Consider the following 26,752-nt stretch of genomic DNA (forward strand, 5'->3'; position numbering starts at 1 on the left):
CCCTAACTTCCCTATTTATCATGAATTACAGCTTCCCTAATAACACTATTGCTATTTCATCCTCTATTTTCCTGCCTCTTCTTGGATAAAGAATGCATTGGACAGTTCATGAATTTTACTCATTTGTTCGTTGACTTCTGCTTCTAAAAGCAACAAGTCGCTGAAAATTACTTTTGTATTACGTATATGCCGCAAAAGTTCATTGGTTTTGACCAGCTGCAAGTCAATTTTTTTGCATAACTCTCTCAATTCTTCTTGGCTATTCTTTAAGACAATAAAATCGCGATAACCAATGGCTGACTGTCGTTTTTCTAAAATCATTTGTTGTAATCGCGCAATTTTACTGTCCCGTTGTTCGATCGTTTGTTTCAAATCAGTCAACATCTGGTCTAGTTCGCTGATTTGAATGATTGCGGATAACTTCTTTGTACTCATTGATTGTTTCATGCTTGACTTGCTCCTTTGCCTAGGAGTATTTTCACTTCTGAATCCATCAGTGCCGTTCTAGTAAATATTCCTGATTGCAGTAAACGACTAAATGAAAGAACATTATTTTTTATCCGCAGCAGCTCTTCATCTGTTAACTCACTTAATTGATGATCAATGTCTTCAATTGCGTTGATAGTAATGCCAAGTTCCAGTTTCTGTACCATCTCTGCTATAGCTGCTTCTTTCCATACAATGACAGGGATTCCTAACGAGAGATACAACGAGATTTTGTGCGGTGCATTATACTTCGTATATTGTTGGTAGTCACCACCATCAGGCAACTTATCATCCCACGCAAGTCCGAAACCATTTTTCTCCATCCTACGAACCAATTTCTCTTGCTCAAAAACACCACAATAATGAACATTCGGACCAAATTGACTGTCGTTTTTATCGCCGTATACAAGAATTTCCGTGCGATTGGGCCACTGCTGTAGAAAACGGGTTTTTGCCAAATTTCCTGCAAAGACAACTCGTTTTTCTGGTCTTTCATGACTGACACTAACTTCTTGATGCTGATAGTCGAAAAATGGTTTTTGGATCATTCTCCGTGTTACGCCTCTTTCGACTAAGGCTGTCTGCATAGCTTGGCTATGAACGATCAATACTGTTGCTTCATTGAAAAGAGCAGATTCATCAAAATCGACTTTCCCACGCAACATCTCAGCGTCATGGATGAATAAACTCGTGTAAATCCCTCTTTGTTTCATTCTTTGTAAGAACATTCGGTCAAAATGGGCTCCGTTATAACTTGGATATTGATAGACCACGATATCTTCATAAGCGACACCAGCTGTAATGCCATCAATCCTTGACATAAGTGCATAATCATCTTCATTCTCATCGATATAACGATAAATATATAAAGGTTGATAATCCATCCCATTGGCAATGTGAAAAACATCTACTTTCGCTTTTTTGACTGAATCTGCTGCATTCGATTCAATGATCGTCGTCACCCACCGATTCACGCTTGTCCCATCTCCTTTTCCATCATTGCCCGCACAAACATCACTTCATCTTTCGGTAAGCACCATTCTGCACCTTTCAAATTTTTAGAGAACAGTTGTACAGCAGGATCTTCTTGTGCAGTATTCCTTGTAAGCAGCAAATATTTGACTAGTTTTAGAACTGTCTGATTATAGACATCAATATGCCAATGTTCCTCCATTAAACGACTTGCATGTTGAAGTAATTGAACCGCATCATCACAGCGTTGGATGTCTACCAAACATTCTGATAAATCTAATACGGCGCCTACCAAGACTGGCCGCAGTTCCGTAAAATCAGTCGAATTTATTTTCTTTAAAAGGCAGCTCTCTAACAAAAAAATTTGTTTTTCTAAAGATGAAGCGTGCAAGCCATAGCGCTGTTTGATGCGTAATGTAGCTAAATATAAAAGGCTGTCAAATAATGTATAAAAATCAGTTCCCAGAAAAAATGTTTCAAGCATTTCTAAACTTGCATCCGGGACTTTCTGATTCATACAACCAAATACGAGGTCAGAATAGGCCAACATAAGTTTAAACATCGTATTATCCTCAGTAGAGGTGCGAAATTTTTCTAACTCTTTTCTGACTTTCATAAAGGTAACAAACATGTCCTCTTTCGTTGATAAAGAGCTATAAATCAATACACTTAATAGATGAAGTTGTTCATCTGTTGACATTGCAAACATGTCTAACAATTCGGTATCAGATATGCTCAACATTTTCTTGATGCCAACAACCAATTCGAAGGGCAAGTCGATCTCATATTGTACCCATCTATAGTACCGTGAGCGAGATAACCCAATCTTTCTTTCAAAAGATTTCACAGATAGTCCTTTACATTTGCGTATCTCTTCTAATTTCTCGCGATCAATATTGACAGCAACGACTGATGTATCAGGTATCTTTAAGTCTGGGTTGATCGTGCTAATTAATCGACAAACGCTTAGTAATCTAGTTTCCATATTTTTCAAATCCTTTTTTCTAAAATGCAGGACCTATTTTTATTCTTACTTCTGTAATGCTTCCAATAAAGAATAAACCAACGATCCAAGGATCACGATCGACATAACTAAGGAAAGCACAATGGTGATCGCTTTGCCCTTTTTCTTTTCTTCTGAGTGATTTCTTACGTTTTCTCGTTCTTCTTGAAATCCCGCTTGAATCGTTTTTTCTAGCTGATTATTCGCCAACGAAATCACCTCTTCCCAGTTTATTTTCGGCAAACACCTATGAAGAAAACTGGTTTATCTACTGGTTCTGATCGTCTGCCAGTTGTAGTGATTCACTCAGTTCTGAAACATTTTCTACTGGTTCATTTTCGTTTGTAGCTATCTCATTCACTACCTCTGCTACTTCCACTGCCCGAAGCTCATCAATCAGCTCTTGACTCAATTGATTCACATCGTTATCTTGTCTTTCGACGGTTGAGGTTAACCGATCAATGATCTGCTCGGTTTCATTCAAAAAATAGGTTCGAAGCATTTGCTTTTCAACCTCATAAGCAGAAAAGAGCTTCTCATAAATCATTTGTAATTTATTTTGCTCCTCTTGCTGCTGCTCAAAAGATGCATTGAATTGTTTTTTTAATGTTTGGATCACATTTAGATCGATATCGTTTTCTGACTTGTTCATCATTGCTTTCATTTCTTGATTGATTTGAATCAGCTGATCAATCAATTCGTTTTGATGAGTAAAAAGTTTCTTTGCTTCCTCTTGTTCCTTCTCAAAAGTGAGCATGGACCCGCTGTTCTCTTTTATTAACAACATAATTTGCTCATACAATTCAGTGGCTTTCATTTTTTTCATTTTGTCTTTATCCTTTCAACACAACTTTGTCCATGCATACATTTTTGTTTGCCAACAACTGATAATTCTTTTGATCGACTTCTACCTTATGAATATAAGGAACGCGGTCATCTAAAATACTCATTAAGTTCCCTTTGATATTCCCTTTGCCATCAAGCGGCGATTCTTCCAGATAAAGTGTATTTGTCGAGTTGGATTTTGCTAGAGAAAATAATTCTAAACCCATATATGAAATGCCAACTGTATCATTTTCTGTTAACTGGAAAGCTAACTGATCTCGAATGAAATCAAGTGTTGTGTTAAATTTTTGAGTTACCTTGAATGTTTCTGTATCACGAATCGTGACCAAATTGATGGTGCCTTGATAAAAATAGTAATTCAGAATACTTTGTTGCTGATCATTGAAAAAAACAATCTCTTGAACCTGGTCATTGCAGTAATAAATAGTTGAGAATAATTTCCCATCTGCGGCATATTCTTCAATGAAATCTGTCGTGCCATCAGGATAGAAGTAGCGAACTTCTTTGACATGTCTTCTAGTCATAGGATACAAGCTCACTTTACCTACTTCATCTCCATCAGTGATCAAGGAAATGGTCCGGTCCTCGTTCATATAAACTTCTGTACAGTAAGCTGTTGGTACTTGGTTAAAAAACAGAAAGGATTCTGGATCGTGACTGCGCTGTGTCACTTGATCTAAAATATTTATTCCCTGCAATGCTTCTTTTTGGAGCATCGCTTGGAAATTTGGACTCGGTGAGATGGACAACACTTGACTTCCTTCTTTGATTCGTGATTTTTGTGCCATCCAAATTCGGTCATTTGGTCGGATCACGGTTACTAATTCATAATGCATTGATCAACTCACTCCATTTCTCTGCAATTATCGCGTCTTGAAACATTCGGACAGACTTGCGGGTATTGGCTTTAAGTTGGTTCAGATCAGAAGCAGTCAACTGACGAATGCCATCTGTTAGTTGCTGAATAGTATAGGCTTCATCAGTTCTAGAAAAATCTTTCAAATAACCATTGACTCCTTCTTTGATCAACTCCATGGCCCCAAAACGAGCCTTGAAGGTTACAATTGGCAATCCTGCATTTAAAGCTTCAATATAAGTCAATCCGAAACCTTCTGAAAAAGAACCAGAGATAAATGCATCATAATCAGGATATACTTCATTGATTGCATGAGAATGCCCTTTTAACCGAATGTACTCTTCTGCATTCAACTCCTTGATCACTGCTTTTAACTTGCCTTCTTCTCCCCCTTGACCATAGATGTCTAAAGAGATCGTTGGATATTCTTTTTTTGCTGCAGCAATTGCCCGCATCACAAGATCAATGTGCTTTTCAGATGCCAAACGAGAGACCGTCACAAACTTCTCTGCCTGTTGTTTGCCTAATTCAAATGAGTCTTCTGTCACATCGCGAATCCCTCCCACCGGGATCGTCACAATTTTTTTGGACTCGTTTGGGAAATCGATCAACAAATCTTGCCTTTGCAATTCTGTCGCAACAACGATATGAGCGACTTGTTCCAAATGTGTCAAAGCAAATTCATAGTAATTGTTCCAAAGAGGTGCGCTAGCTACGTCACGATCAGATAAATGATCGGCATGAACGATCTCAATCAATTTGATTTCCGGAGGACAATGATCATATAAAGCAGCCTCGCTTTCCTCCCCCCGATCAATGATGATACTTTTGGTTTCTGGGAATTCTTCTATCAGTTGTTTAAAGAAAAATCGCTGCAATAAGACTTCATTTCTAAAGAAACGATGTTTGCCTTTGAAAGCAAACAAATGAATATTCGTCATTACTCTTCCTCGATGCGAATCATTTCGATAACTGTACATGATTTTTCTTTGATTCGTTCGATAGTCAAAAATCTCTACCCGATAATCCGAAACTAGCAGTAAGCCTTCCTTTTTTGGACTAGGAGATTTTTCCATATGCTCAACGATTTTTAATCCTGATGACGTGATGGTTTCTTTGATTCTATGTGTGTTCGTAGCATCTACTAAGAGATCTTGTTGTGCAGTAAAAACTGCTTTAGCCCCTTGCCTTAAATAATCACCTTCTAGTGCAAAATATTCCCACATGGAGATGACTTTATCATCTGGTATTTTCCAAGCCGCCATGGCTTCATGGAGATTCTTCACTAGCTCCATAAAAATATACTTATAGGGAATATTTTTTCTATCAAAACAAGCAGCACGATAGAACTGTGCATGTTCCACACCAGAATTACCAATCCCCATTGCTTTATTTACAAAAAAATTCATGATGTCCCCCTCTTTATTAGGTTGATTTTTTCCTGTTTTCTTTTACATTCTCTAAAACTTTTAGTGCCCTTTGATTAAGTGCGATCTTTTTTTGCAGACGATCCATAAGCTCGGGTGCTTCGGCTTCTTTATTTGGCTTTGCAAATAATAAAGCTAATACAGAAAAATCTTCGTGGTAACAAGACTCCAGCAAAGAAAAATTTTGTCCCATTTTAAGGTTGATTTTTTCGGGACTATCGCTTCGCTGATAGATTTGTTCAAGTAATACTTCCAAATACGATGATGCAGCCTTAGTATCCGGTTCAACAAACAATCCTGCTTCAAAATCTGAAAGTGAATATTCTTTGACATAGCTGTTCTGTTTTTCAAATACGACCGATAATGCAGCATGTTTCTCAACCAACGGTGTAACCGCAACAACGCTGGTTGCTATGTTTGAGCCTTGGTTTGCTCCAGTGGTTGCATTTATAGGAACCACTTCAAATGCTTGATTCTCCTTAGTGGATAAAACCAATTCCTTAAAATGAATCTCTTGATGCTTTTTGTTTACCATATGAATCTGATAATCAGTGGCACCTTGCGGAAAGAGAAAACATTCTTGGTTTGTTTCGAAGACTAGTTTTTCAAGGAGAAAACCATCCTTATCAAAAAATTCCACCAATAGCTGTACTGCTTCCTTACGATCGAATGCAGCATGAAGTGTTAACTCGTACTTGTATCCAGGCAGTAACATTGGTAGCATTGGTGATTTCCGACTAATATGAAATTCTGTTTTCGAATACCAAGATTTAATACTGACGCCTGGAGGCATCAAAGGAGAAGAGTACAAGACATCCCCAGAGGGCATATAAGCTATTTTTGCGCCATAATTATAATTGTCATTAAAGTCGATCCCCCACTTGATACGATATAAACTATTCATCGACTCCCTCATTCCCTATAATATTTTCTTGATATCGCGGTGAAATGTATGCACGAGAATATTTTTGTATTGTTTCAAAAACCAATTATTGATGGCAGGACTATTATCGTTATGTCGGCCGATCATGCCTTTATACAGAACACGAGTCATGGGGAAATTATTTTTTAAAAATTCAAACAACATTGGAAATGCCTCCATGTCGTAATCGTCTTGTTTCATATAGGCGATCGCAAAGGTTGTCTCCCGATAATCGCCACTTTTGAATTTGCTCCAGAACCGTTCATTCAATTGACTGCTCGCTTCTTTTGAAACAACCCCAATATTGTAAAGCAGCATATCCAATGAGGTTGGAAATCCAGTTGGTCGATTGATGCGTTCATTTAGAGCAATGGAACCAAGATTCGTCAACGGTTTTCCCACAATGACACTGTTTGGGCTTAAATCGCTAGCAAAATACAGCGCCCCAAACGTGCCCATCGATAATCCGGATAAAATGAGGTCTGACTTATCAAATCCTAGCAGTGCTAGTTTCCCTAAGATGATCGCTACGATTTCTTGTTCGAATTTCTGGCTGCCTAGATAGAAATTCCCACCTTCTAAACGAGGGTCACCAATCAGCAGAAACGGACAGCCCATACTTCCCATCATCCCACGGCCTTCAAATCCTTCCGCTGAACGATAGCCAGAAAAATAAACCGCTAATGGAGGTTTTAAATCTCCCGGATTAAAGTAATAGATCACTTCGCCCCCCAGATTCTCTTCATCCCGAATCCGTCCGCCTCCTGGAATCATGACACTTTCATCTGCCATTGCTCTTCGCAGGTGCATCTGCCCGATCGTAAATTGCCCTCGATTTCCTTTGGCATACAATGAAACATTGATGTATGAATTTTGATCTAATTTGAAGTAAACCGGCTCCCCATTTATGATTTGATCGTGAAGGACCTCAATCACTTGGATGACTTGATTCGTGTTTTCTTTAATGAAAAAGAGTTTGATTTTTAATGTCACTTCTCCTTGAACATCTGCGATCTCCGGATAAAAACAGGTGCGTTCGTCTTTAGGTATCAGGTTAGTCATTTTCCAAGTAGTTATTTGCTGATCGTCTGATGTCAGTTGTGCCTTTACCTGACAGGCTGCATGTCCTTCTTTAACGATCTGCAACGGGACAGTTTTATTAAATTTCATGTGATCCATAGATAGCTTATATCCTTGTTGCTTTGCTGAGAATTGCTCATTGATCGTACGAAAAACATTTTCTAGCTGCTTTTTATCAAAAGGATTCGCTGCTTTTAATGTGAATAGCGCTTGAACTTCTGGAGATAGCTGCCCATTTTCTTCGTAAAATATTTGGTAGGCTGGCAATTGTTTTAAAAATTCCAAATTTTCAAGAATCGCGGCATTTTCCTCTAGAAGAAAAATTGCCCGATGGTATTTGGTATTATATTTGTCTTTCTTAAACAGCTGTAGCTCCTGCTCATCTTTTCTGAAATCATAGGCCAACGGAAGCCACTGATAGGCAAACAAAGGAGAAAGCTGCTTTTGCCCCTCAGAAGAAACAGCTGCAACATGAAATACCTGAATCTGTTTAGACGACACCCTCTAGCAACTCCCTCCATTGTTTAATAATATTTTCCTCACTAAAACGCTCAATATAACTAATATTTTCCACCAATGCTTGGTTCCAATTATTTAAATCGTCCAGGTAAAAAGCGATTGCTGCATCTAATTCTCTAATTTGACCAATGATTTGCCCATTCTTTTGGTCATCCACATAATCGGTTTTCTTCCTAACAAGCTGAGGAATCCCTGCACTAACAGCTAGTGCTTGTTTCTGGACATCAACTTCAGCAGACAAATCAATATACAATCGTGTCTCATTGAAATCCTGACGAATCGTGGTGAGATGAGAATCCAAACGAAAGTGAATCCTAAAATTGACATCAACTGCCTCTACTAGATTTCGCCAATTTTTGCTTTCTCGGATCTCTTCAATCGCCTCTTCATCCGTTTTAAATAACTTTTTCGCCTTTTTTGCTTCGAAATACTTTAATACCTTTTGATACTCCTCAGATTCACTATCGACACCGAAGTGAGTATCAACCAGTTCTTTTTGTGCTTCTCGTAAAACGACTTCGCTTTGGAATGTCGTCGTTTCGATAATTAAGTCATAACGATCATTCTGAATAACTTTTTGCAGTAATAGATGATGGATTCTCCGAACGTCTTCGTTAAGCTCACCGGCGTTCCAATAAAGAACCAGCTGGGGAATGGAGTTGCTATTGCCCAGCTGAAAAGAAGTTGTGTAAATAGGTATGCGCTGTATCCGAGATAGGTCATTGACACCGGACTGTTTCATTAAAGAGAAAAGCGCTGTTTGATTACTAGTCGAATCCGTAATGATTTTATTTTCGCCAGCCCATAATGCTGCTTTTTCATCTGATGCACAAGTTGAAAGTCTGTGGGCATCAGAAACGATCTGGATCACTCTTTTTCGTTCCTCGTTCGTTTTGACCAATCGTAGACTCCGCTCATTTGTCAAACAAATTGTTTGATCTTCTGGCTCAAGATTCAGTTGAAATTGATTCATCATCTCTAAAAGAAGTTCATCCATGCTTTGATACTGACTTTTCTTTAGCCCAATTCTTTGAGGATTTATCAGCTCAATCTGTGGATTTTCTCCAAAGTATTCCACACATTTTTCCATTCCCGATTCGTTATAATAAATCTTCTTTACTTGTTCCCCTTTGTCATTCTGGAACGATTTTGCAGAAATAAATCCCCGATCATCGAAAAAGAGGATTTGTCGATAAGGTTCCGTCATTATAGACATCTGTTCTGCAAAACCAAATGAATTGAACCGAATTTCACCAAATGGTTGATTTTCCTTAATCAGCGTGATTCCAAAAGGTGTATAGACCTTCTCAACATTCTGAGCAAGAGGCAAGTCATCGACATCTAAGGGAAATCCATTGGTTTTTTGAATGTCTTGCAAGCGATCATAAAGCGAAGTCATTTGCGCTACTTCTAATTCATATGCATGCATCTGATAACGTAAAAACGGTATATGCTCCAATAACAATAAGTGATACGGTTCTCGATTGTTCTTGAAAAGCTGAATGATATTCATCATATAATCACTTTCTAAATTGCCACTACTGGTCGTCCAATCAGGGATAAAATAATTCAAAAAATTGCCTCCTAACATCCTCTAAAAAATCCGGTAAGTATGTCTGGAAAAGAGGAACCGTATTTCATTTGTGATAGTTTCTAAAATGATGATCAACATAAAAATACTTCCGAAATAAAAAGCTAAGTTGGAAATGATTTGATTTTGCAATCCTATCAATAAGGGAATCATTGAAACGATCACAAGATAACTGTTGCCAAGTAATGCAACGGTTGATAAACGCTTCAATATATATCGCTCTGTCTGTTTACCAGGAGCAACATTTAAAATGTAATCTCCCGTCTCTTTTAGATTTTTGGCTATATCGTATGGTCGAACATTTATAAAACTAAATCCGTAACCTAAAACATAGAGAATCAGACCATAAGTGAAAACACCCCGCACATTATTAAAGGAAAAGTAAGTCGTAATAAAATTTGAAAAGCCTGTGTCTCCCCACTTTTCGTTCAATAGTAAAAGCTGCGGCATTGAAAAGACAGTTACTGCAAACATGAAAGGCATTGCCCCGGCAGGTAAAAGTCGAATAGGAATATACGAATTGTTAAAGCGACTGTCGATACCTGTCCGTTCAATATTGATACGGTATTCTGCATTGTAAAGGAAGAGTGTGAGATAAATAAAAACTAAGGTCACCATAACTAACCCGATAAGAAAGTTTTGACTTAAATGAACGGATTCTGTTTGTCCCGAAATTAACATAGCTGGGATATTCATCAGTAAACCTGGAACAATAAACAGACTTTGACCTCCAATTCCTTTATCAATGTTGATATCAGCTAGCCATGCAACGAACAATCCCCCAGCCGTCAAAAGAAGAACTGCTCCTAAAAACAACAGGACAATAGAGCCTCCAATTGCTTTTTGATCAATCATTGAGGAACGAAATTTTAAAACCAGTGCGCAACTTTGAAGGATAGCAAATAAAAGAGTCAAACTGCGTTGAATATACCCAATTCGTTTGGTGGAAAGATTTCCGATACTTTCTGTATCAATCATGCTGATCGTTGTCCAGATGATCAGGGCAGTCATATACGGGCCCATCCCTAAAGAAAAAAGCGTTGGAACAGTAAAATTCCCACCGGTTGATGTCGCTAAAAATTTCAGAATCAAACTAGTTGATTCCTCTGGTATCTTTTCTGAAATAAAAAAAGGAACCTGGATATGCTTACCTATCTCAACAATGAACAAAAGGAAAAAGCTCGCGATTATTCTTCGAATGAGTTCTTTTTGATTCTTCATTTTCATCTCCAATTTTCTTACTTTTTTTTAATCTGCAAGGTTTAACAAAATAGTAACAGGTTTAAAATTGCCTTTTGTACTTGTTTTTTGTTGAAATGAAAAAAAAAAAGGAAAAGGTGAGGTTGGTCATTGTGGTATCATCGTTTTAAATTCAAATAAGTAAAAACTACTCACTTTAAATAGTCATCAGAGAAATACAAGGATTGGAAAAAAAAGGGAGAATTTCCTGAGAAATAGCCCCCAAAAGAAGGTCGTTACTATGAAAAAACTAATTGAAGTCATCATACCTCTCGTTTTGCTCTTAGGAGGTATCTTTTTTTTGAAAGAAAATTTAACAGTCAACGAAACACCGACTGCAGAATCTAGGGTCCCTGACAATGAACCGACGCCTAAGTTAAACCTAAAAGCTGTCGTTTTGCGGACTGATGACTCTTTGGAAGCAGTTGATCAAGAGTCCATCTATCATGGTGAATTTCCCTACTATAATATGGATAGCACCAAAACCTATACGTTTTCACTTCACTTCGTAACAAGTTCTGGTGAAGCGCTACTGGATCAAAACAAAGAACCACTTATTGCATCAAGAAAGATGAAACTAGTTACTCAGAAGGGAAAAATCGTCTTTTTTTTAGAAGCCAATGATTTGATGAGGGAATATCTTTTTGAACTAGACGACGTCATGATTCGTGCTAAATTAGAAAGCATTGCTGATTAAGCTTAAGCCACAAGCAATTTAAGTTTTTGAAAGGAGGAACAACAAAAATGAAAGATAAAAAGTTTCGCAAGTATATTCGGTTGGCGAGAAAAGTTCAAAGTCTTGCAGAAAACTATCGGCAATTATCAGATCAAGAATTGCAAATGCAAACCATTCATTTTCGACAACAACTCGAACAGGGTAAAAAACTGGAGAGTTTACTCCCGCAAGCCTATGCTGTCGTTGTCGAAGCAGACCGTCGTGTCTTAGGAATGGAGCCTTATTTTGTTCAAATTCTTGGCGCAATTGCTCTTTTTTACGGCAATGTTGCTGAAATGAAAACCGGAGAAGGAAAAACATTGACCGCAACCATGCCGATGTATTTACATGGTCTGGGAGGCAAAGGCAATTTCTTGATTACTTCTAATACGTATTTAGCCTTGCGAGATATTGAAGAAACGGGAAAAGTCTATCGTTTTCTAGGACTATCCGTGGCTGCAGGTGTTCCTGAACATGAAGATGAAGGAGAAGAAATCGATAAAGAGGTGGTCTATGCAGCAGACATCGTCTACACGACGCATAGCGCACTGGGCTTTGACTATTTATTTGACAACTTGGCTGTTTCTCCAGACGAACAATATGTCACCCACTTCAATTATGTACTGATAGATGAAATCGATGCAATATTACTTGATATGGCGCAAACGCCATTGATCATTTCAGGAGCACCCAAAGTTCAGTCAAATTTTTTTACGCTATCTGATTGGTTTGTGAAAAGCTTGATTGAAGGTAAAGACTTTATGAGAAGTGAAAACAAACGTCACGCTTGGTTTACAGAAGCAGGCATAAAAAAAGCCGAAGACTACTTAGGTGTTGAAACTATTCTTTCAGAAAAATGGAAAAATCTTTACCGTCATTTAGTCATTGCCTTACGGGCCAACTATCTCTTACACTTAAACAAAGACTATGTTGTGGAGGACAATGAGATTCTTTTGCTTGATGAAGCAAATGGACGTAAGCTGATTGGAACAAAACTACAAGCTGGCCTTCATCAAGCAATCGAAGCAAAAGAAGGCGTAGAGATCACTACAGAGAGCCGATCCATGGGCTCCATTACCTACCAAAATCTATTCCGAAAATTTAAAATTTTGTCCGGAATGACTGGTACTGCCAAAACAGACGCCGACGAATTTCGAGAAACGTATGATATTGACGTAATCGAAATTCCGACAAATAAACCCATTCGCCGAAAAGATCATCAGGATCTGGTCTATGTGACCAATCAGTCGAAAATCATGGCTTCTTTAGAAGCAGTAAGAAATGCTTTGACGCAAGAACGCCCCGTATTGATTGAGACAGGATCAGTCTCAATGTCGACGTTATACTCCCTGATTCTCTTAAAGCATCGAATCCCTCATAATCTTTTAAACGCTACAACAGCGACCAAGGAATCTTGGATCATCTCAGAAGCTGGTAAAAAAGGTGCCGTAACTGTGGCTACTTCAATGGCTGGACGTGGTACAGATATTAAACTGGAAGAAGACGCACGGGAAAATGGTGGTCTGTTAGTAGTAGGAACTGAGCGGATGACCAGTGACCGAATTGACAATCAGCTTCGGGGCCGCTCTGGACGTCAAGGAGATCCGGGTGACAGTATTTTCTATGTATCTATGGAAGACAAAATCGTAGTTGAAAGTGCACCCAAATGGGCCGCCGACGAACGAGAATTATTAACTGAACAAGAAGAATTATCCAGTGATCTCACGCCCTTAAAAAAGAAAAAATACAATAAACTAATCAATCAGTCTCAAAGCAATCGCAAAAATCAAGAAATTGCCGGACGTCAAACGACGCTAGAATTTGACTCAATTATTACCATTCAAAGAGACAAAATGTACAGCATGAGAAACAGCATTATGAAAGGTACCCCTGTCGAATTAGAAAATATCATTAATCAATGCATAGAAGAAACAATCAATCAATTCACCACTAAAAAAGCGAACCTAAATCAACAAGCGATCCTTGATTTTATCTTTAATAATTTGGACTATAATTTTGATGTTTTTGAAATCGAGAAACTAGATAAATTTAATAAGCGAACGGTCAAAAAATTTTTATTGGATCTGATTTCAGAGCGTTTGATTCACATTCATCAATTTATGCCAGATAGTTTCCAACAGCTGTTTTTCAAGCGAATCATACTTTTAAAAGCCTTAGATACTCTTTGGATCGAACAATCAGACAACCTGCAACAATTGAAAACAGTCATCAATGGACGAAACTGGGGACAACATCGCCCCATCTATGAATTTCAAGTAGAAGCACATCGTTCTTTCTCTGAAATGCGTGAAGCCATTTATCTAGAAGCAGTCAGAAATTTATTATTATCCGAGTTGGTAAAAACAGAAGATGGTTCATTCGATGTTGAATTTCCATAACCAACCATAGCCAATAAAAAAGCATCACAGTTAGTTTGCCTAACTGTGATGCTTTTTTATTTAATAGAAGTACTTTTATCATTTTAGAAGAGCTAGGAAATTTATCCTAGCTCTTCACAAACCAAAACTAACGGGTTACTCTGTTTCACGCTTTGCTTCATCTTTTTTCTTTTTCAATAAAGCAATAGCAGCCAACAGCGTGGCAATTCCAGCAAGAGACATTTGAATACCACTTGCATCAGATTCGCCAGTCTTAGGAAGAGTAGAACCAGATGCACTGGTCGTATGCCCCCCTACTCCTGTGTTGCCAATTGGCGTTACTGTATTTCCATTCACTCCGTTGTTCTGATTAGAACTTGATGGTGTTGAAGTAGAGCCGCTGATAGACTCACTTGCCGAAAGTGAATGATCTTGGCTAGTTGATTGTGATTGCAGCTCTGATAGACTCTCAGACAAGCTATTACTGTGATATTCACTGACGATATCAGAGTTGATATCACTTGTACTTGTGCTTAGCGAAGCAGAGTCACTCACGCTGGTACTATCGCTGATTGATTCACTAGCGCTCATGGAGACTGAATCTCGATCAGAGGCACTAAAGCTTTCACTCTGACTAGCCGAGTTGCTAGCACTCAGACTGTCGCTTGTTGACCCAGAATCACTTGATTCGGCGCTAAGTGATACTGAATCACGTTCACTATCACTGATGCTGGTGCTTTCGCTAGCTGATTCACTCACACTTAGGCTTTCGCTTGTTGAAGTCGAATCACTTACACTTGCACTATTTGACATTGAATCACGTTCACTATCGCTGATGCTGGTGCTTTCGCTAGCTGATTCACTCACACTTAGGCTTTCGCTTGTTGAAGTCGAATCACTTACACTTGCACTATCAGACATTGAACCACGTTCACTGTCACTAATGCTGGTACTTTCGCTAACAGATTCACTCACACTTAGGCTTTCGCTTGTTGAAGTCGAATCACTTACACTTGCACTATCAGACATTGAACCACGTTCACTGTCACTAATGCTGGTACTTTCGCTAACAGATTCACTCACACTTGTACTGTCACTTGTTGATGTCGAATCACTTACACTTGCACTATCAGATATTGAACCACGTTCACTGTCACTAATGCTGGTACTTTCACTAGCTGATTCGCTCATACTTGTACTGTCACTTTGACTGATTGATGTGCTTTCACTTGCAAAAATCGACTCACTTGTACTGAAGCTGCGGCTTTCTTCCGTAGAAACACTTGCACTTTCAGACTCAGAATCGCGAATGCTAGAACTGTTGCTTGTGCTTTCAGAAGCGGAGGCTTGATCGCTCGTACTCATAGATTGACTCAAACTTGTACTGTCACTTGAACTAACCGATTCGGAATCTCGGACACTTTCACTTGTACTAATGCTTTCGCTAATGGAGGTTGATTCGCTAGGTGTAACTTCCGTACTATTCCGCTCGCTTTCGCTAGTACTGATGCTGACGCTAACTGATTCACTGGTGCTAGAGCTTTGTGAATCACTTGTCGAAGCACTCACACTTTGAGATTCAATCACTTCTTGTTTTTCGCTAAGCGATGTGCTGATTGATGCCGATTCGCTTAGACTTGTACTAGTAGATTGTGAAATGCTGGTGCTCTCACTAACACTTGCCGAGACAGAATCATTTGTACTTGTACTGTCACTGGTTGAAAGGCTAGAACTGTTCGATCTTGAATATAGATCGCTTAAGCTATCACTTGCACTATCGCTATTGCTGAGTGATGTGCTTGCACTATCACTCGTACTGAAACTACGTGATTCGCTGGCACTTTCAGATCTAGATAGTAAATCACTTAGACTCGCGCTTAAACTTAAGCTGTTACTTACGCTCGTGCTACCGCTATAGCTTAGGCTATCACTTCTAGATTCACTTGCACTCTCTGATCTAGAAAGTAAATCACTTACACTCGTACTAGAACTTAAGCTGTCACTAGTTGATGTGCTCATGCTATTGCTTACACTATCACTCCGTGATTCGCTCGCACTGCTAGATTGAGAGTTCATTTCACTTAAACTTAAGCTAGAGCTGTTGCTGCCACTCAACGAAGTACTTGTGCTTTGGCTCAAGCTATTGCTCCGTGATTCACTGGCACTGGTTGAACGAGATAGTAATTCGCTCAAGCTAGTACTGCTACTTTCACTCGTACTAATTGATGTGCTGCTACTATAGCTTAGGCTATCACTCCGTGACTCGCTGGCACTGACTGATTGAGATAATTGTTCACTTAGACTTGTACTTGAACTCAAACTCGTGCTAGCTGAAGTACTTTGACTGAAACTATTACTTAGGCTATTACTTAAACTAATACCTTCGGAAAGTGAGTCACTTGTCAATTGGCTCAAACTATTACTCAAACTGTAGCTGTCGCTCGCACTAGTTGACGATGAATCACTTAATGAACTGCTAGTACTTGTGCTGAGACTTAGACTCGCAGAAGTACTACTACTGTAGCTTTGACTTTCACTTGCTAGTGATCTGCTTTCTGAAAGACTATCGCTATTGCTCAAGCTAGCACTGATTGACGATGAGTCGCTCATTGATGTACTGATACTCAAGCTTTCACTCATACTTTCAGAAGCACTATTACTAATACTTGTACTATCGCTAGTACTTGTACTTATGCTTGCTGAGGTGCTGCTACTGTAGCTAGTACTGTCACTAGTACTTAGACTAATACTTGCTGAGGTACTGCTGCTAAAGCTTTCACTCATACTTGAACGTGAATCACTAATTGACGTACTCAAACTATTCGATTCACTATTACTGCTACTTGTACTAATTGAAGCAGAGTCACTAACCGAAGTACTGACACTAGTACTCATGCTCAAGCTGGCTGAAGTACTGCTGCTATAGCTTTGACTTTCACTAGTCCGTGAATCGCTCACAGACGTACTAATGCTTGTTGATTCACTATTACTTGTACTTGTGCTACCGCTGTAGCTTGCAGAGTCGCTTGCACTTTGTGACATTAAACCACTAGTACTCAATGATGATGAATCACTTAGTGAAGTACTAATACTTGCTGACTCACTGTTACTAATACTTGTACTTACTGATAATGAGTCACTCAATGACGTACTCGTACTTGTTGACTCACTGTTGCTTACACTTGTGCTGCCACTAAAGCTTGTAGAATCGCTCGCACTTAATGACAACGAAGTACTTGTGCTTAGAGATAACGAGTCACTGATCGACGTACTTGCACTTGTTGATTCACTAGTACTTACGCTTGTGCTACCACTAAAGCTTGTAGAATCGCTCGCACTTTGTGATACTGAGATACTTGTGCTCAATGACGAAGAGGCACTGATGGACGTACTCAAGCTTGTTGATTCACTGTTACTGATGCTTGTACTTACAGACATTGAATCGCTAATTGAGGCACTTGTACTTGTCGAATCACTATCACTCACACTGGTACTTAACGATGATGAATCACTGATCGATGCGCTCAGGCTTGCTGATTCGCTGTTACTGATACTTGTACTTACAGACATTGAATCGCTGATCGACGTACTTGCACTTGTCGAGTCACTGTTGCTTACACTTGTACTTAGCGATGATGAATCACTTAATGACGTACTTACACTTGTGGAATCGCTACTGCTAACACTTGTGCTGCCGCTAAAGCTTGCTGAATCACTCGCACTTAAGGATGCCGAAATACTTGTACTCAATGATGATGAATCACTGATTGATGTGCTTGTAATTGCTGATTCACTGTTACTGATACTTGTACTTACTGATAACGAATCGCTGATCGACGTGCTTGTACTTGTCGAGTCACTGTTGCTTACACTTGTACTTAGCGATGATGAATCACTTAATGACGTACTTACACTTGTGGAATCGCTACTGCTAACACTTGTGCTTCCGCTAAAGCTTGCTGAATCACTCGCACTTAAGGATGCCGAAATACTTGTACTCAATGATGATGAATCACTGATCGACGTGCTCGTACTTATGGACTCACTGTTGCTTACACTTGTGCTGCCACTAAAGCTTGCTGAATCACTCGCACTTAGAGATGTCGAAATGCTTGTGCTCAATGATGATGAATCACTGATTGATGTGCTTGTACTTATCGACTCACTGTTACTGATGCTTGTACTTACAGACAATGAATCGCTGATCGACGTGCTTGTACTTATCGACTCACTATTACTTACGCTTGTGCTGCCACTAAAGCTTGCAGAATCACTCGCACTTAGAGATGTCGAAACACTTGTACTCAATGATGATGAATCACTGATTGATGTGCTCAGGCTTGTTGATTCACTGTTACTAATGCTTGTACTTACAGATAATGAATCGCTGATCGACGTGCTCGTACTTGTGGAATCACTGTTGCTTAGACTTGTGCTGCCACTAAAGCTTGTAGAATCGCTCGCACTTAATGATGTCGAAATGCTTGCACTTTGTGATGATGAGTCACTGATCGATGTGCTCAAGCTTGTCGACTCACTAACGCTTGTAGATGATGATTCGCTCACTGACGTACTTGAGCTTGTGGACTCACTGTTGCTTACGCTTGTGCTGCCACTGTAACTTGCGGAATCACTCGCACTTAGGGATGCTGAAATACTTGTACTCAATGATAGTGAATCACTGATCGACGTACTTGTACTTGTTGACTCACTATTACTTACACTTGTGCTACCACTAAAGCTTGCTGAATCACTCGCACTTAGAGATGTCGAAACACTTGTACTCAATGATGATGAATCACTGTTCGATGTGCTGTTGCTTGTTGATTCACTAATGCTTGTAGATGTTGATTCGCTCGATGACGTACTTGCGCTTGTGGAATCACTGTTACTTACACTTGTACTGCCGCTAAAGCTTGCTGAATCACTCGCACTTAGAGATGTCGAAATACTTGTGCTCAATGATGATGAATCACTGATTGACGTACTTTCACTTGCTGATTCACTGTTACTGATACTTGTACTTACAGACATTGAATCGCTGATCGACGTGCTGGTGCTTGTCGACTCACTATTACTTACACTTGTGCTGCCACTGAAGCTTGCTGAATCACTCGCACTTAGAGATGTCGAAACACTTGTACTCAATGATGATGAATCACTGTTCGATGTGCTGTTGCTTGTTGATTCACTAATGCTTGTAGATGTTGATTCGCTCGATGACGTACTTGCGCTTGTGGAATCACTGTTACTTACACTTGTACTGCCGCTAAAGCTTGCTGAATCACTCGCACTTAGAGATGTCGAAATACTTGTGCTCAATGATGATGAATCACTGATTGACGTACTTTCACTTGCTGATTCACTGTTACTGATACTTGTACTTACAGACATTGAATCGCTAATCGACGTGCTGGTGCTTGTGGAATCACTGTTGCTTACACTTGTGCTTCCACTAAAGCTTGCTGATTCACTCGCACTTAGAGATGTCGAAACACTTGTGCTCAATGATGATGAATCACTGACTGATGTGCTTGTACTTGCTGATTCGCTGTTACTGATGCTTGTACTTACTGATAATGAATCGCTAATCGACGTGCTCGTACTTGTGGACTCACTATTACTTACACTTGTGCTACCACTAAAGCTTGCTGATTCACTCGCACTTAGAGATGTCGAAACACTTGTACTCAATGATAATGAATCACTGATTGATGTGCTCAAGCTTGTTGACTCACTAACGCTTGTAGATGTTGATTCGCTCACTGACGTACTTGCGCTTGTCGACTCACTGTTGCTTACGCTTGTGCTACCACTAAAGCTTGCTGATTCACTCGCACTTAGGGATGTCGAAACACTTGTACTCAATGATAATGAATCACTGATTGATGTGCTCAAGCTTGCTGATTCACTGTTACTGATGCTTGTACTTACTGATAATGAATCGCTGATCGACGTGCTCGTACTTGTGGACTCACTGTTGCTTACACTTGTGCTGCCGCTAAAGCTTGCTGAATCACTCGCACTTAATGATGCCGAAATGCTTGTACTCAATGATGCAGAATCGCTGATTGACGTACTTTCACTTGCTGATTCGCTGTTACTGATGCTTGTACTTACTGATAATGAATCGCTAATCGACGTGCTCGTACTTGTGGAATCACTATTACTTACACTTGTGCTACCACTAAAGCTTGCTGAATCACTCGCACTTAGAGATGTCGAAATACTTGTGCTCAATGATGATGAATCACTGACTGATGTGCTCAGGCTTGCTGATTCACTGTTACTGATGCTTGTACTTACTGATAATGAATCGCTGATCGATGTGCTGGTGCTTGTCGACTCACTAATACTTGTAGATGTTGATTCACTACTTGACGTACTTGCACTTGTCGAATCACTGTTACTTACACTTGTGCTACCGCTAAAGCTTGCTGAATCACTCGCACTTAGGGAAGATGAAACACTTGTACTCAATGATGATGAATCACTAATTGATGTGCTCAAGCTTGTCGACTCACTGATACTTGTAGATGTTGATTCACTACTTGACGTACTTGCACTTGTCGAATCACTGTTACTTACACTTGTGCTACCGCTAAAGCTTGCTGATTCACTCGCACTTAGAGATGTCGAAATACTTGTGCTCAATGATGATGAATCACTGACTGATGTGCTCAGGCTTGCTGATTCGCTGTTACTGATACTTGTACTTACTGATAACGAATCGCTGATCGATGTGCTGGTGCTTGTTGACTCACTAATGCTTGCAGATGTTGATTCACTGCTTGACGTACTTGCGCTTGTGGAATCACTGTTGCTTACACTTGTACTACCACTGAAGCTTGCTGATTCACTCGCACTTAGGGAAGATGAAACACTTGTACTCAATGATGATGAATCACTAATTGATGTGCTCAAGCTTGTCGACTCACTGATACTTGTAGATGTTGATTCACTATTTGACGTACTTGTACTTGTCGAATCACTGTTACTTACACTTGTACTACCACTGTAACTTGCAGAATCACTCGCACTTAAGGATGTCGAAATGCTTGTACTCAATGATGCAGAATCGCTGATTGACGTACTTTCACTTGCTGATTCGCTGTTACTGATACTTGTACTTACTGATAACGAATCGCTGATCGACGTGCTGGTGCTTGTTGACTCACTAATACTTGCAGATGTTGATTCACTGCTTGACGTACTTGCGCTTGTGGAATCACTGTTGCTTACACTTGTACTACCACTGAAGCTTGCTGATTCACTCGCACTTAAGGAAGATGAAACACTTGTACTCAATGATAATGAATCGCTGATCGAGGTGCTCAAGCTTGTCGACTCACTGATACTTGTAGATGTTGATTCACTACTTGACGTACTTGCACTTGTCGAATCACTGTTACTTACACTTGTGCTACCGCTAAAGCTTGCTGATTCACTCGCACTTAGGGAAGATGAAACACTTGTACTCAATGATAATGAATCGCTGATCGAGGTGCTTGTGCTTGTGGATTCACTAATACTTACAGATGTTGATTCACTCACTGATGTACTTGCACTTGCCGAATCACTGTTACTGATACTTGTACTTACTGATAACGAATCGCTGATCGATGTGCTGGTGCTTGTCGACTCACTAATGCTTGCAGATGTTGATTCACTACTTGACGTACTTGCGCTTGTGGAATCACTGTTGCTTACACTTGTGCTACCACTGTAACTTGCAGAATCACTCGCACTTAGGGATGTCGAAATGCTTGTACTCAATGATGCAGAATCGCTGATTGACGTACTTTCACTTGTTGACTCACTAATACTTACTGAAAGTGAATTACTTGCAGATATACTTTCGCTTGCCGAATCGCTATTACTTACGCTCGTACTGCCGCTATAACTTGCAGAGTCACTTGCACTTAATGATGTCGAAATGCTGGCGCTCAATGAGGATGAATCACTAAGCGAGGTACTCAAACTCATTGACTCACTGTTACTTAATGATAATGAATCGCTAACTGATGTGCTGGTACTGATTGACTCGCTAATACTTACAGATGTTGATGCACTAGCTGACGTACTTACACTTGTGGAATCACTGTTACTTACACTTGTGCTGCCACTGAAGCTTGCTGATTCGCTAGTAGACTCACTATTGCTTTCACTAATGCTCAATGACATCGACATACTAATTGAATTTGAGATCGAGTCTGATTCCGATAAACTTTCTGATAAACTCATGCTAGCACTCAATGAATCAGAAATAGATTCGCTGAAACTAATGCTCTCACTAAGCGAAGAAGAATCAGATTCACTAATTGCGACAGATAATGATTCTGATGCTGAAATACTTTCTGATACTGAATCACTCTCTGACAATGATAGTGAAGTGGATTCACTGAGTGATTGCGAGAGTGAAACTGATACTGACTCAGATAAAGATAAACTTTCAGAATCACTCGTACTGTTGCTCAATGATCCAGAAACAGAGGCACTAAAGCTAGAACTATCACTTTCTGAATCTGACTCAGAAACACTAGCTGATATGGATAACGATTCTGATGCTGAAAGACTTTCTGACATTGAATCACTATCCGACAATGAAATCGATGTTGAAATACTTTCAGATAGGGATTCTGATAAAGATTCTGAATCACTAAGCGAAATTGAAAGAGACATTGATTCACTTTCTGAGATAGAGGTCGATGACGAGCCACTCTCTGAGTCCGACACTGAAATAGATTCACTTGTTGAAAGAGACGCTGATTCTGAGTCACTCAATGAGATCGAAACCGATTCTGAATCACTTAAAGAAGTTGAAGTAGAGATTGATGTTGATAATGATTCAGATGTCGAATCATTCATATCAGATTCACTTTCTGAAATAGACGATGACAACGAGTCACTCTCTGATTCTGAAACTGAAACAGACTCACTCATTGATGTAGACATTGATTCTGAATCACTAACAGAGATCGATTCTGATAAAGAGTCACTTTCTGAAATCGATTGAGAAAGAGAAACACTTTCTGATTCTGAAGTAGAAGTAATAATGGATTCTGATAATGATTCACTTCCCGAAACAGACTCTGAAGTAGACAAAGATACCGGATCTTGTTCATAATTGACCGTGAACATCTGAGGTGAAGAATCCATTTGAGATGCTCCATTACTGGTGGTGTCAAAAGTTTGATTGGCAGCCATAGCTTCCGCTAATGTATTGTAGACTACTCCATCTGGTCCTGTAACCGTATAAATGTATCCATTTCTCTCTAAATCTGCATCTGTTACACCAAGAGTGATACTTTCGTTTGAAACGCCAGAAGTACCATATTTTCCAACAGTGACTGTTCCCGGGATTTGCTCAAATGCTTCCCCTGTAGCAGGATCTGATTCCGGTTGATTATTTCCAACGACACCGACTTCTTGATAAGACGGATAGAGAGTGATCGTAATAAACTGTTGATCACTATCTGTCGTACTACCATTATTGCTAGTATTATCAAAAACAAATGTCCCTGTTTGATCTGCATAATAACCGGTTTGAGTGAGGTAATCCGCAATTAAATCCTCATAACTTATTTCTTGGCCGGTCGTCCCATTGATGGCAACTGTGCCAGTTTGGTTTTGTAATGGACGACCATCTGAATTAACAAATGTTACGTTGACTGTTTGTGTGTCTGCTACAACATAAATAGTGGTTAGACTCGCTCCAGTACCGACTGTAGTAGATCCAGGCTGTACATTACCATTTAATACTGCACCTGTTGCATAATAGTAACCAGGAGGTAAATTCGTCGAAGTATAGTAACTATTGGTCCAATCAATAACATTCCCGTAGTTTGCAGGAACTCTATCTGTTCCTGAAGCTTCGGTACCAGCATTCATGTACTCAGAAGAGATCACTTGACCTGTCTTAACGTCAACATATTGGTACTGAACCGAATTATTAGCAACACCGTATACATAAATATTATAGGTATAATTGGTGTTTTCCATCGGAACGATCGCAACTGTCGCTTGTCCATAACTATCCCCATTATCGGCATTAGTCGTACTATCTCCGCCACTTTGGCCATCGTTTTTCGCAGAACTAGCGACTTGAGTACCAATTGCCCACATATAATTATCAGGCATTAGATCATTGGCATACTCCAACGTTTGCAAATCAAGATACTCACCAATGTAATTAACGTCTGGATCAATTGGCATATCAACAGTTTTGATAATATTGCCATACTGATCAACATAGTTTACAGTTACAGTTCCTGGTGCAATAGCAACAGTCGCTAATTCACGGGTAGAAGTATCTACAATATTAGATGTAGTAACATTTCCAGCCGTATCTTTAATGGTGGTTGTCGTACCTGAAATAGTCATCTCTACGAATTTTAAGTTACGGTTTCCTTCTGGAGCAGCGGTTTGGCTACTGCTGCCCTGCCATGTACTAATCTGAGAATTATTCATGACAAATGTTCCCGAACCTGTAATCAATCGGCCAGCCGAAACAGCTCCTGAAGAAGTTAAACGTGCTAAGTGCAATGCTCGCGGTGAAATAAAGCGAATGGTTGCGCCAGAATCAACGTTTACAACAGTATTGGCATTCCATTGTTGCAAATCAAGTACCGTTCCTGCATTAAATGTAACAACCGCTCTATTTGTGACATTCAGCGAGTTAGAACCTACTGTACGCGTAGCCGTCATTTGTAAATTTTGTCCAAAAGTTGCAGTTCGGTCATTTGATTGACTTCCTGAATAACGAGAAAAATCAAGGAGCATTTGGAAGCCGTCTTGTTTCCAGGTTACGTCATCTCCAACAGTGATTGAGTTAAATCCATAATAGACAAGGGGATAGTTGTTACTATTATAGGTACTAAGTTCGTTCCCAATAATTGTCGCTCCATCACCTACTTTAAAGGTATGGTTGAATCCTGTATCACTCGCATTGTTCCCTCGGATGGCCATATAGTAAAACATGGAATAACCAGTGGTACCAGCTGTTCGATTCAACTCTACATGGGATCCGTTAGCGATAGCTACTTCCCCAATTTGCATCAATTCTTGTTTTACATTGGCAACGATTTTGCCTGATAAAGTCACTTGACTATCCTCAGCATCCAGTAGTCGTCGTGGTTGATAAGCAGTATCTGTTCCGCTAACACCATCTCGTCCTTCGAGAGTGACATTATCGATATTGAAGTACCAGTATCCATAACCACCTGTTGCCGACCTTGAATCGATCACAGCGTCCGCTGTACCTGTCCCACTGTCTCCTGAGTTGGTGCCTGACTGCCAATGAATCAAGTTAATATTTGTGATCGTAAAAATTGAACCGCGAACCGTAGAACTTGCCCCTACATTAAACGCTGCTCCTGCCATATTGACTGTAAAACCATTCCCGTCAATAATCACACTCGTTTCGCGCCAACCCAAATCACGAGTTGCCACATTGGTAGCTGCTGTAATATTGGCGGTTACCTCGATATAGGTAATCGAAGAATTTCCATATGCTGCTTTTAAGGTAGCCCAGTCAGTAACTGCGGCATAAGTGCCATTAGCAATAGCGGTTTGCTTATATAAATCTTTATTCTTCACTTGGTCTGGCACATCAACTGTTACCCCAGAAGGTGAATTGGTTTTATTTCCATCATTGATTGCCTGCTCAAATTCTTCTCGACCCATATCCGGATCTGCAGAAACATTGATTTTAATGATCTGCCCCGATTGGGTGGTAATTGCAAAACTTGCAATCAAATTATTGGCACTAGCATATTGTTGCGCTGCCCGTATCAAAGATGTACTTGGCGAATTGCCATCTTTGACTACTATCTCTAATGAATTCGTTGTAGTGTCAACCGACGCTTGTACTTTCTTCGGCACTAATTGATCAAAGAGCTCTTGTGCTTTTTGTGATTCTACTTTATTTTTTTCGGAGACTGTTTGTTTTGGTGGGTTCTTTTGACTTACTGACGTTGAATGAGAGACGCTGGTAGATCGTGACATCGATAGACTAGTCGATTCTGATGCACTTGACGACAACGAACCACTTTCTGAAATCGAGGTACTTTCTGAGATACTCAAACTCTCTGATTCAGACACACTCTCCTCCTCGGAAAGGCTCATTGATTCAGAAGTGCTTTGGGATTCTTCAATAGTGGTAACATTGTTTTCAATTTCTGAATCACTCACACTCTGTGATTCGGTTAAACTAGTTGACTCTGTTGCACTTTGTGACTGGGTAATACTTTCGGATTCAGAAAAACTATCCGATGGCTGTGTGCTTTCAGATTGAGAAGTAGCTTCACTTTCTTGTGTCGATGAAGCCGGTATTTTGGTCGTCGTTTTATTTGCCAAGACATTCTCGGCATTTGCTTCTTTACTTGCATCTAATGGCGGTGTGATTTCTGAAGCATGTGCCACGATTGGCGCGATACTCAATCCAGCAATGCCAGTAAAAGAAGTGATCGTTGCATAGACCCAATGTTTTCCGCTTTTATACATCTTGTAGCGTTCACTTTTATTGGAGCGTAACAACTTTCGATAATTATTCTTTTTACTCATTACGTTTATTTTTCTCCCCTTTCGTAAAAATGTTTTATAAACTTCCCCAAGTCCTATTTATTTAGAAGATAGGATAACTAATTATTTCATAGCTAGTAAAAAAGTTACGTTTTGTCCCAGAATCGGGACAAAAAAAAGCAACCTCTCCAATAGA

14 protein-coding genes are annotated in these 26,752 nt (G+C 39.7%); 2 read left to right on the forward strand and 12 right to left on the reverse strand.

Features of this window, described 5'->3' with window-relative positions:
* Nucleotides 1-63: 63 nt before the first annotated feature.
* From IGJ26_RS12300 to IGJ26_RS12350, 11 genes are read right to left on the reverse strand one after another with little or no spacing between them, the layout of a single operon-like run.
* Nucleotides 64-447: a hypothetical protein gene (locus IGJ26_RS12300; protein WP_086316464.1), complete on the reverse strand. Its 384-nt coding sequence runs from the start codon at nt 445-447 to the stop codon at nt 64-66.
* On the reverse strand, nt 444-1,460 hold the full coding sequence (locus IGJ26_RS12305) for a sugar transferase (RefSeq protein ID WP_086316465.1): 1,017 nt from the start codon (nt 1,458-1,460) through the stop codon (nt 444-446). Before IGJ26_RS12305 ends, IGJ26_RS12300 begins: the two co-directional genes overlap by 4 nt.
* Nucleotides 1,457-2,443, reverse strand: coding sequence for a helix-turn-helix domain-containing protein (locus tag IGJ26_RS12310; protein WP_086316466.1), 987 nt, complete (start codon nt 2,441-2,443; stop codon nt 1,457-1,459). Before IGJ26_RS12310 ends, IGJ26_RS12305 begins: the two co-directional genes overlap by 4 nt.
* Before the next feature lie 45 nt (nt 2,444-2,488).
* Nucleotides 2,489-2,680 carry a hypothetical protein gene (locus tag IGJ26_RS12315; RefSeq protein ID WP_077452924.1) on the reverse strand — a complete coding sequence of 64 codons (192 nt, stop codon included), beginning with the start codon at nt 2,678-2,680 and terminating at the stop codon, nt 2,489-2,491.
* 49 nt (nt 2,681-2,729) lie between these two features.
* Nucleotides 2,730-3,287 (reverse strand): hypothetical protein, encoded by a 558-nt coding sequence (locus tag IGJ26_RS12320; RefSeq protein WP_086316467.1) that lies wholly within the window; start codon nt 3,285-3,287, stop codon nt 2,730-2,732.
* 7 nt (nt 3,288-3,294) lie between these two features.
* Entirely contained in the window at nt 3,295-4,143 is an 849-nt protein-coding gene (locus tag IGJ26_RS12325; protein ID WP_086316468.1) for a hypothetical protein, read from the reverse strand.
* Nucleotides 4,133-5,572: a glycosyltransferase gene (locus tag IGJ26_RS12330; RefSeq protein WP_086316469.1), complete on the reverse strand. Its 1,440-nt coding sequence runs from the start codon at nt 5,570-5,572 to the stop codon at nt 4,133-4,135. Before IGJ26_RS12330 ends, IGJ26_RS12325 begins: the two co-directional genes overlap by 11 nt.
* A 16-nt stretch (nt 5,573-5,588) precedes the next feature.
* Nucleotides 5,589-6,494, reverse strand: coding sequence for an accessory Sec system protein Asp3 (gene asp3, locus IGJ26_RS12335; RefSeq protein WP_225869308.1), 906 nt, complete (start codon nt 6,492-6,494; stop codon nt 5,589-5,591).
* Between the two features lie 15 nt (nt 6,495-6,509).
* Nucleotides 6,510-8,093 (reverse strand): accessory Sec system protein Asp2, encoded by a 1,584-nt coding sequence (gene asp2, locus IGJ26_RS12340; protein WP_086316470.1) that lies wholly within the window; start codon nt 8,091-8,093, stop codon nt 6,510-6,512.
* The gene (gene asp1, locus IGJ26_RS12345; RefSeq protein ID WP_223347114.1) at nt 8,083-9,684 is read right to left on the reverse strand and encodes an accessory Sec system protein Asp1; all 1,602 of its coding nucleotides are present in this window, start codon (nt 9,682-9,684) and stop codon (nt 8,083-8,085) included. Before asp1 ends, asp2 begins: the two co-directional genes overlap by 11 nt.
* Before the next feature lie 21 nt (nt 9,685-9,705).
* Entirely contained in the window at nt 9,706-10,923 is a 1,218-nt protein-coding gene (locus IGJ26_RS12350) for an accessory Sec system protein translocase subunit SecY2 (protein WP_086316472.1), read from the reverse strand.
* Nucleotides 10,924-11,242: 319 nt separating this feature from the next.
* Here IGJ26_RS12350 and IGJ26_RS12355 point away from each other — a divergent pair, with 319 nt between their 5' ends.
* Together IGJ26_RS12355 and secA2 are read left to right on the forward strand one after the other, a co-directional pair.
* Complete coding sequence (locus tag IGJ26_RS12355) at nt 11,243-11,638, forward strand: hypothetical protein (protein WP_228085301.1); 396 nt, start codon at nt 11,243-11,245, stop codon at nt 11,636-11,638.
* Between the two features lie 47 nt (nt 11,639-11,685).
* Complete coding sequence (gene secA2 / locus IGJ26_RS12360; RefSeq protein WP_086316474.1) at nt 11,686-14,055, forward strand: accessory Sec system translocase SecA2; 2,370 nt, start codon at nt 11,686-11,688, stop codon at nt 14,053-14,055.
* A gap of 135 nt (nt 14,056-14,190) precedes the next feature.
* Here the strand turns inward: secA2 and IGJ26_RS12365 are convergent, their stop codons facing one another.
* A complete protein-coding gene (locus IGJ26_RS12365; protein ID WP_430599669.1) occupies nt 14,191-26,598 on the reverse strand; it encodes a KxYKxGKxW signal peptide domain-containing protein in 12,408 nt (4,135 codons plus the stop codon).
* Nucleotides 26,599-26,752: the final 154 nt, after the last annotated feature.

Origin of the sequence: Enterococcus sp. AZ095a (assembly GCF_050546735.1) — a bacterium.
GTDB classification, from domain to species: Bacteria; Bacillota; Bacilli; order Lactobacillales; family Enterococcaceae; genus Enterococcus_D; species Enterococcus_D entomosocium.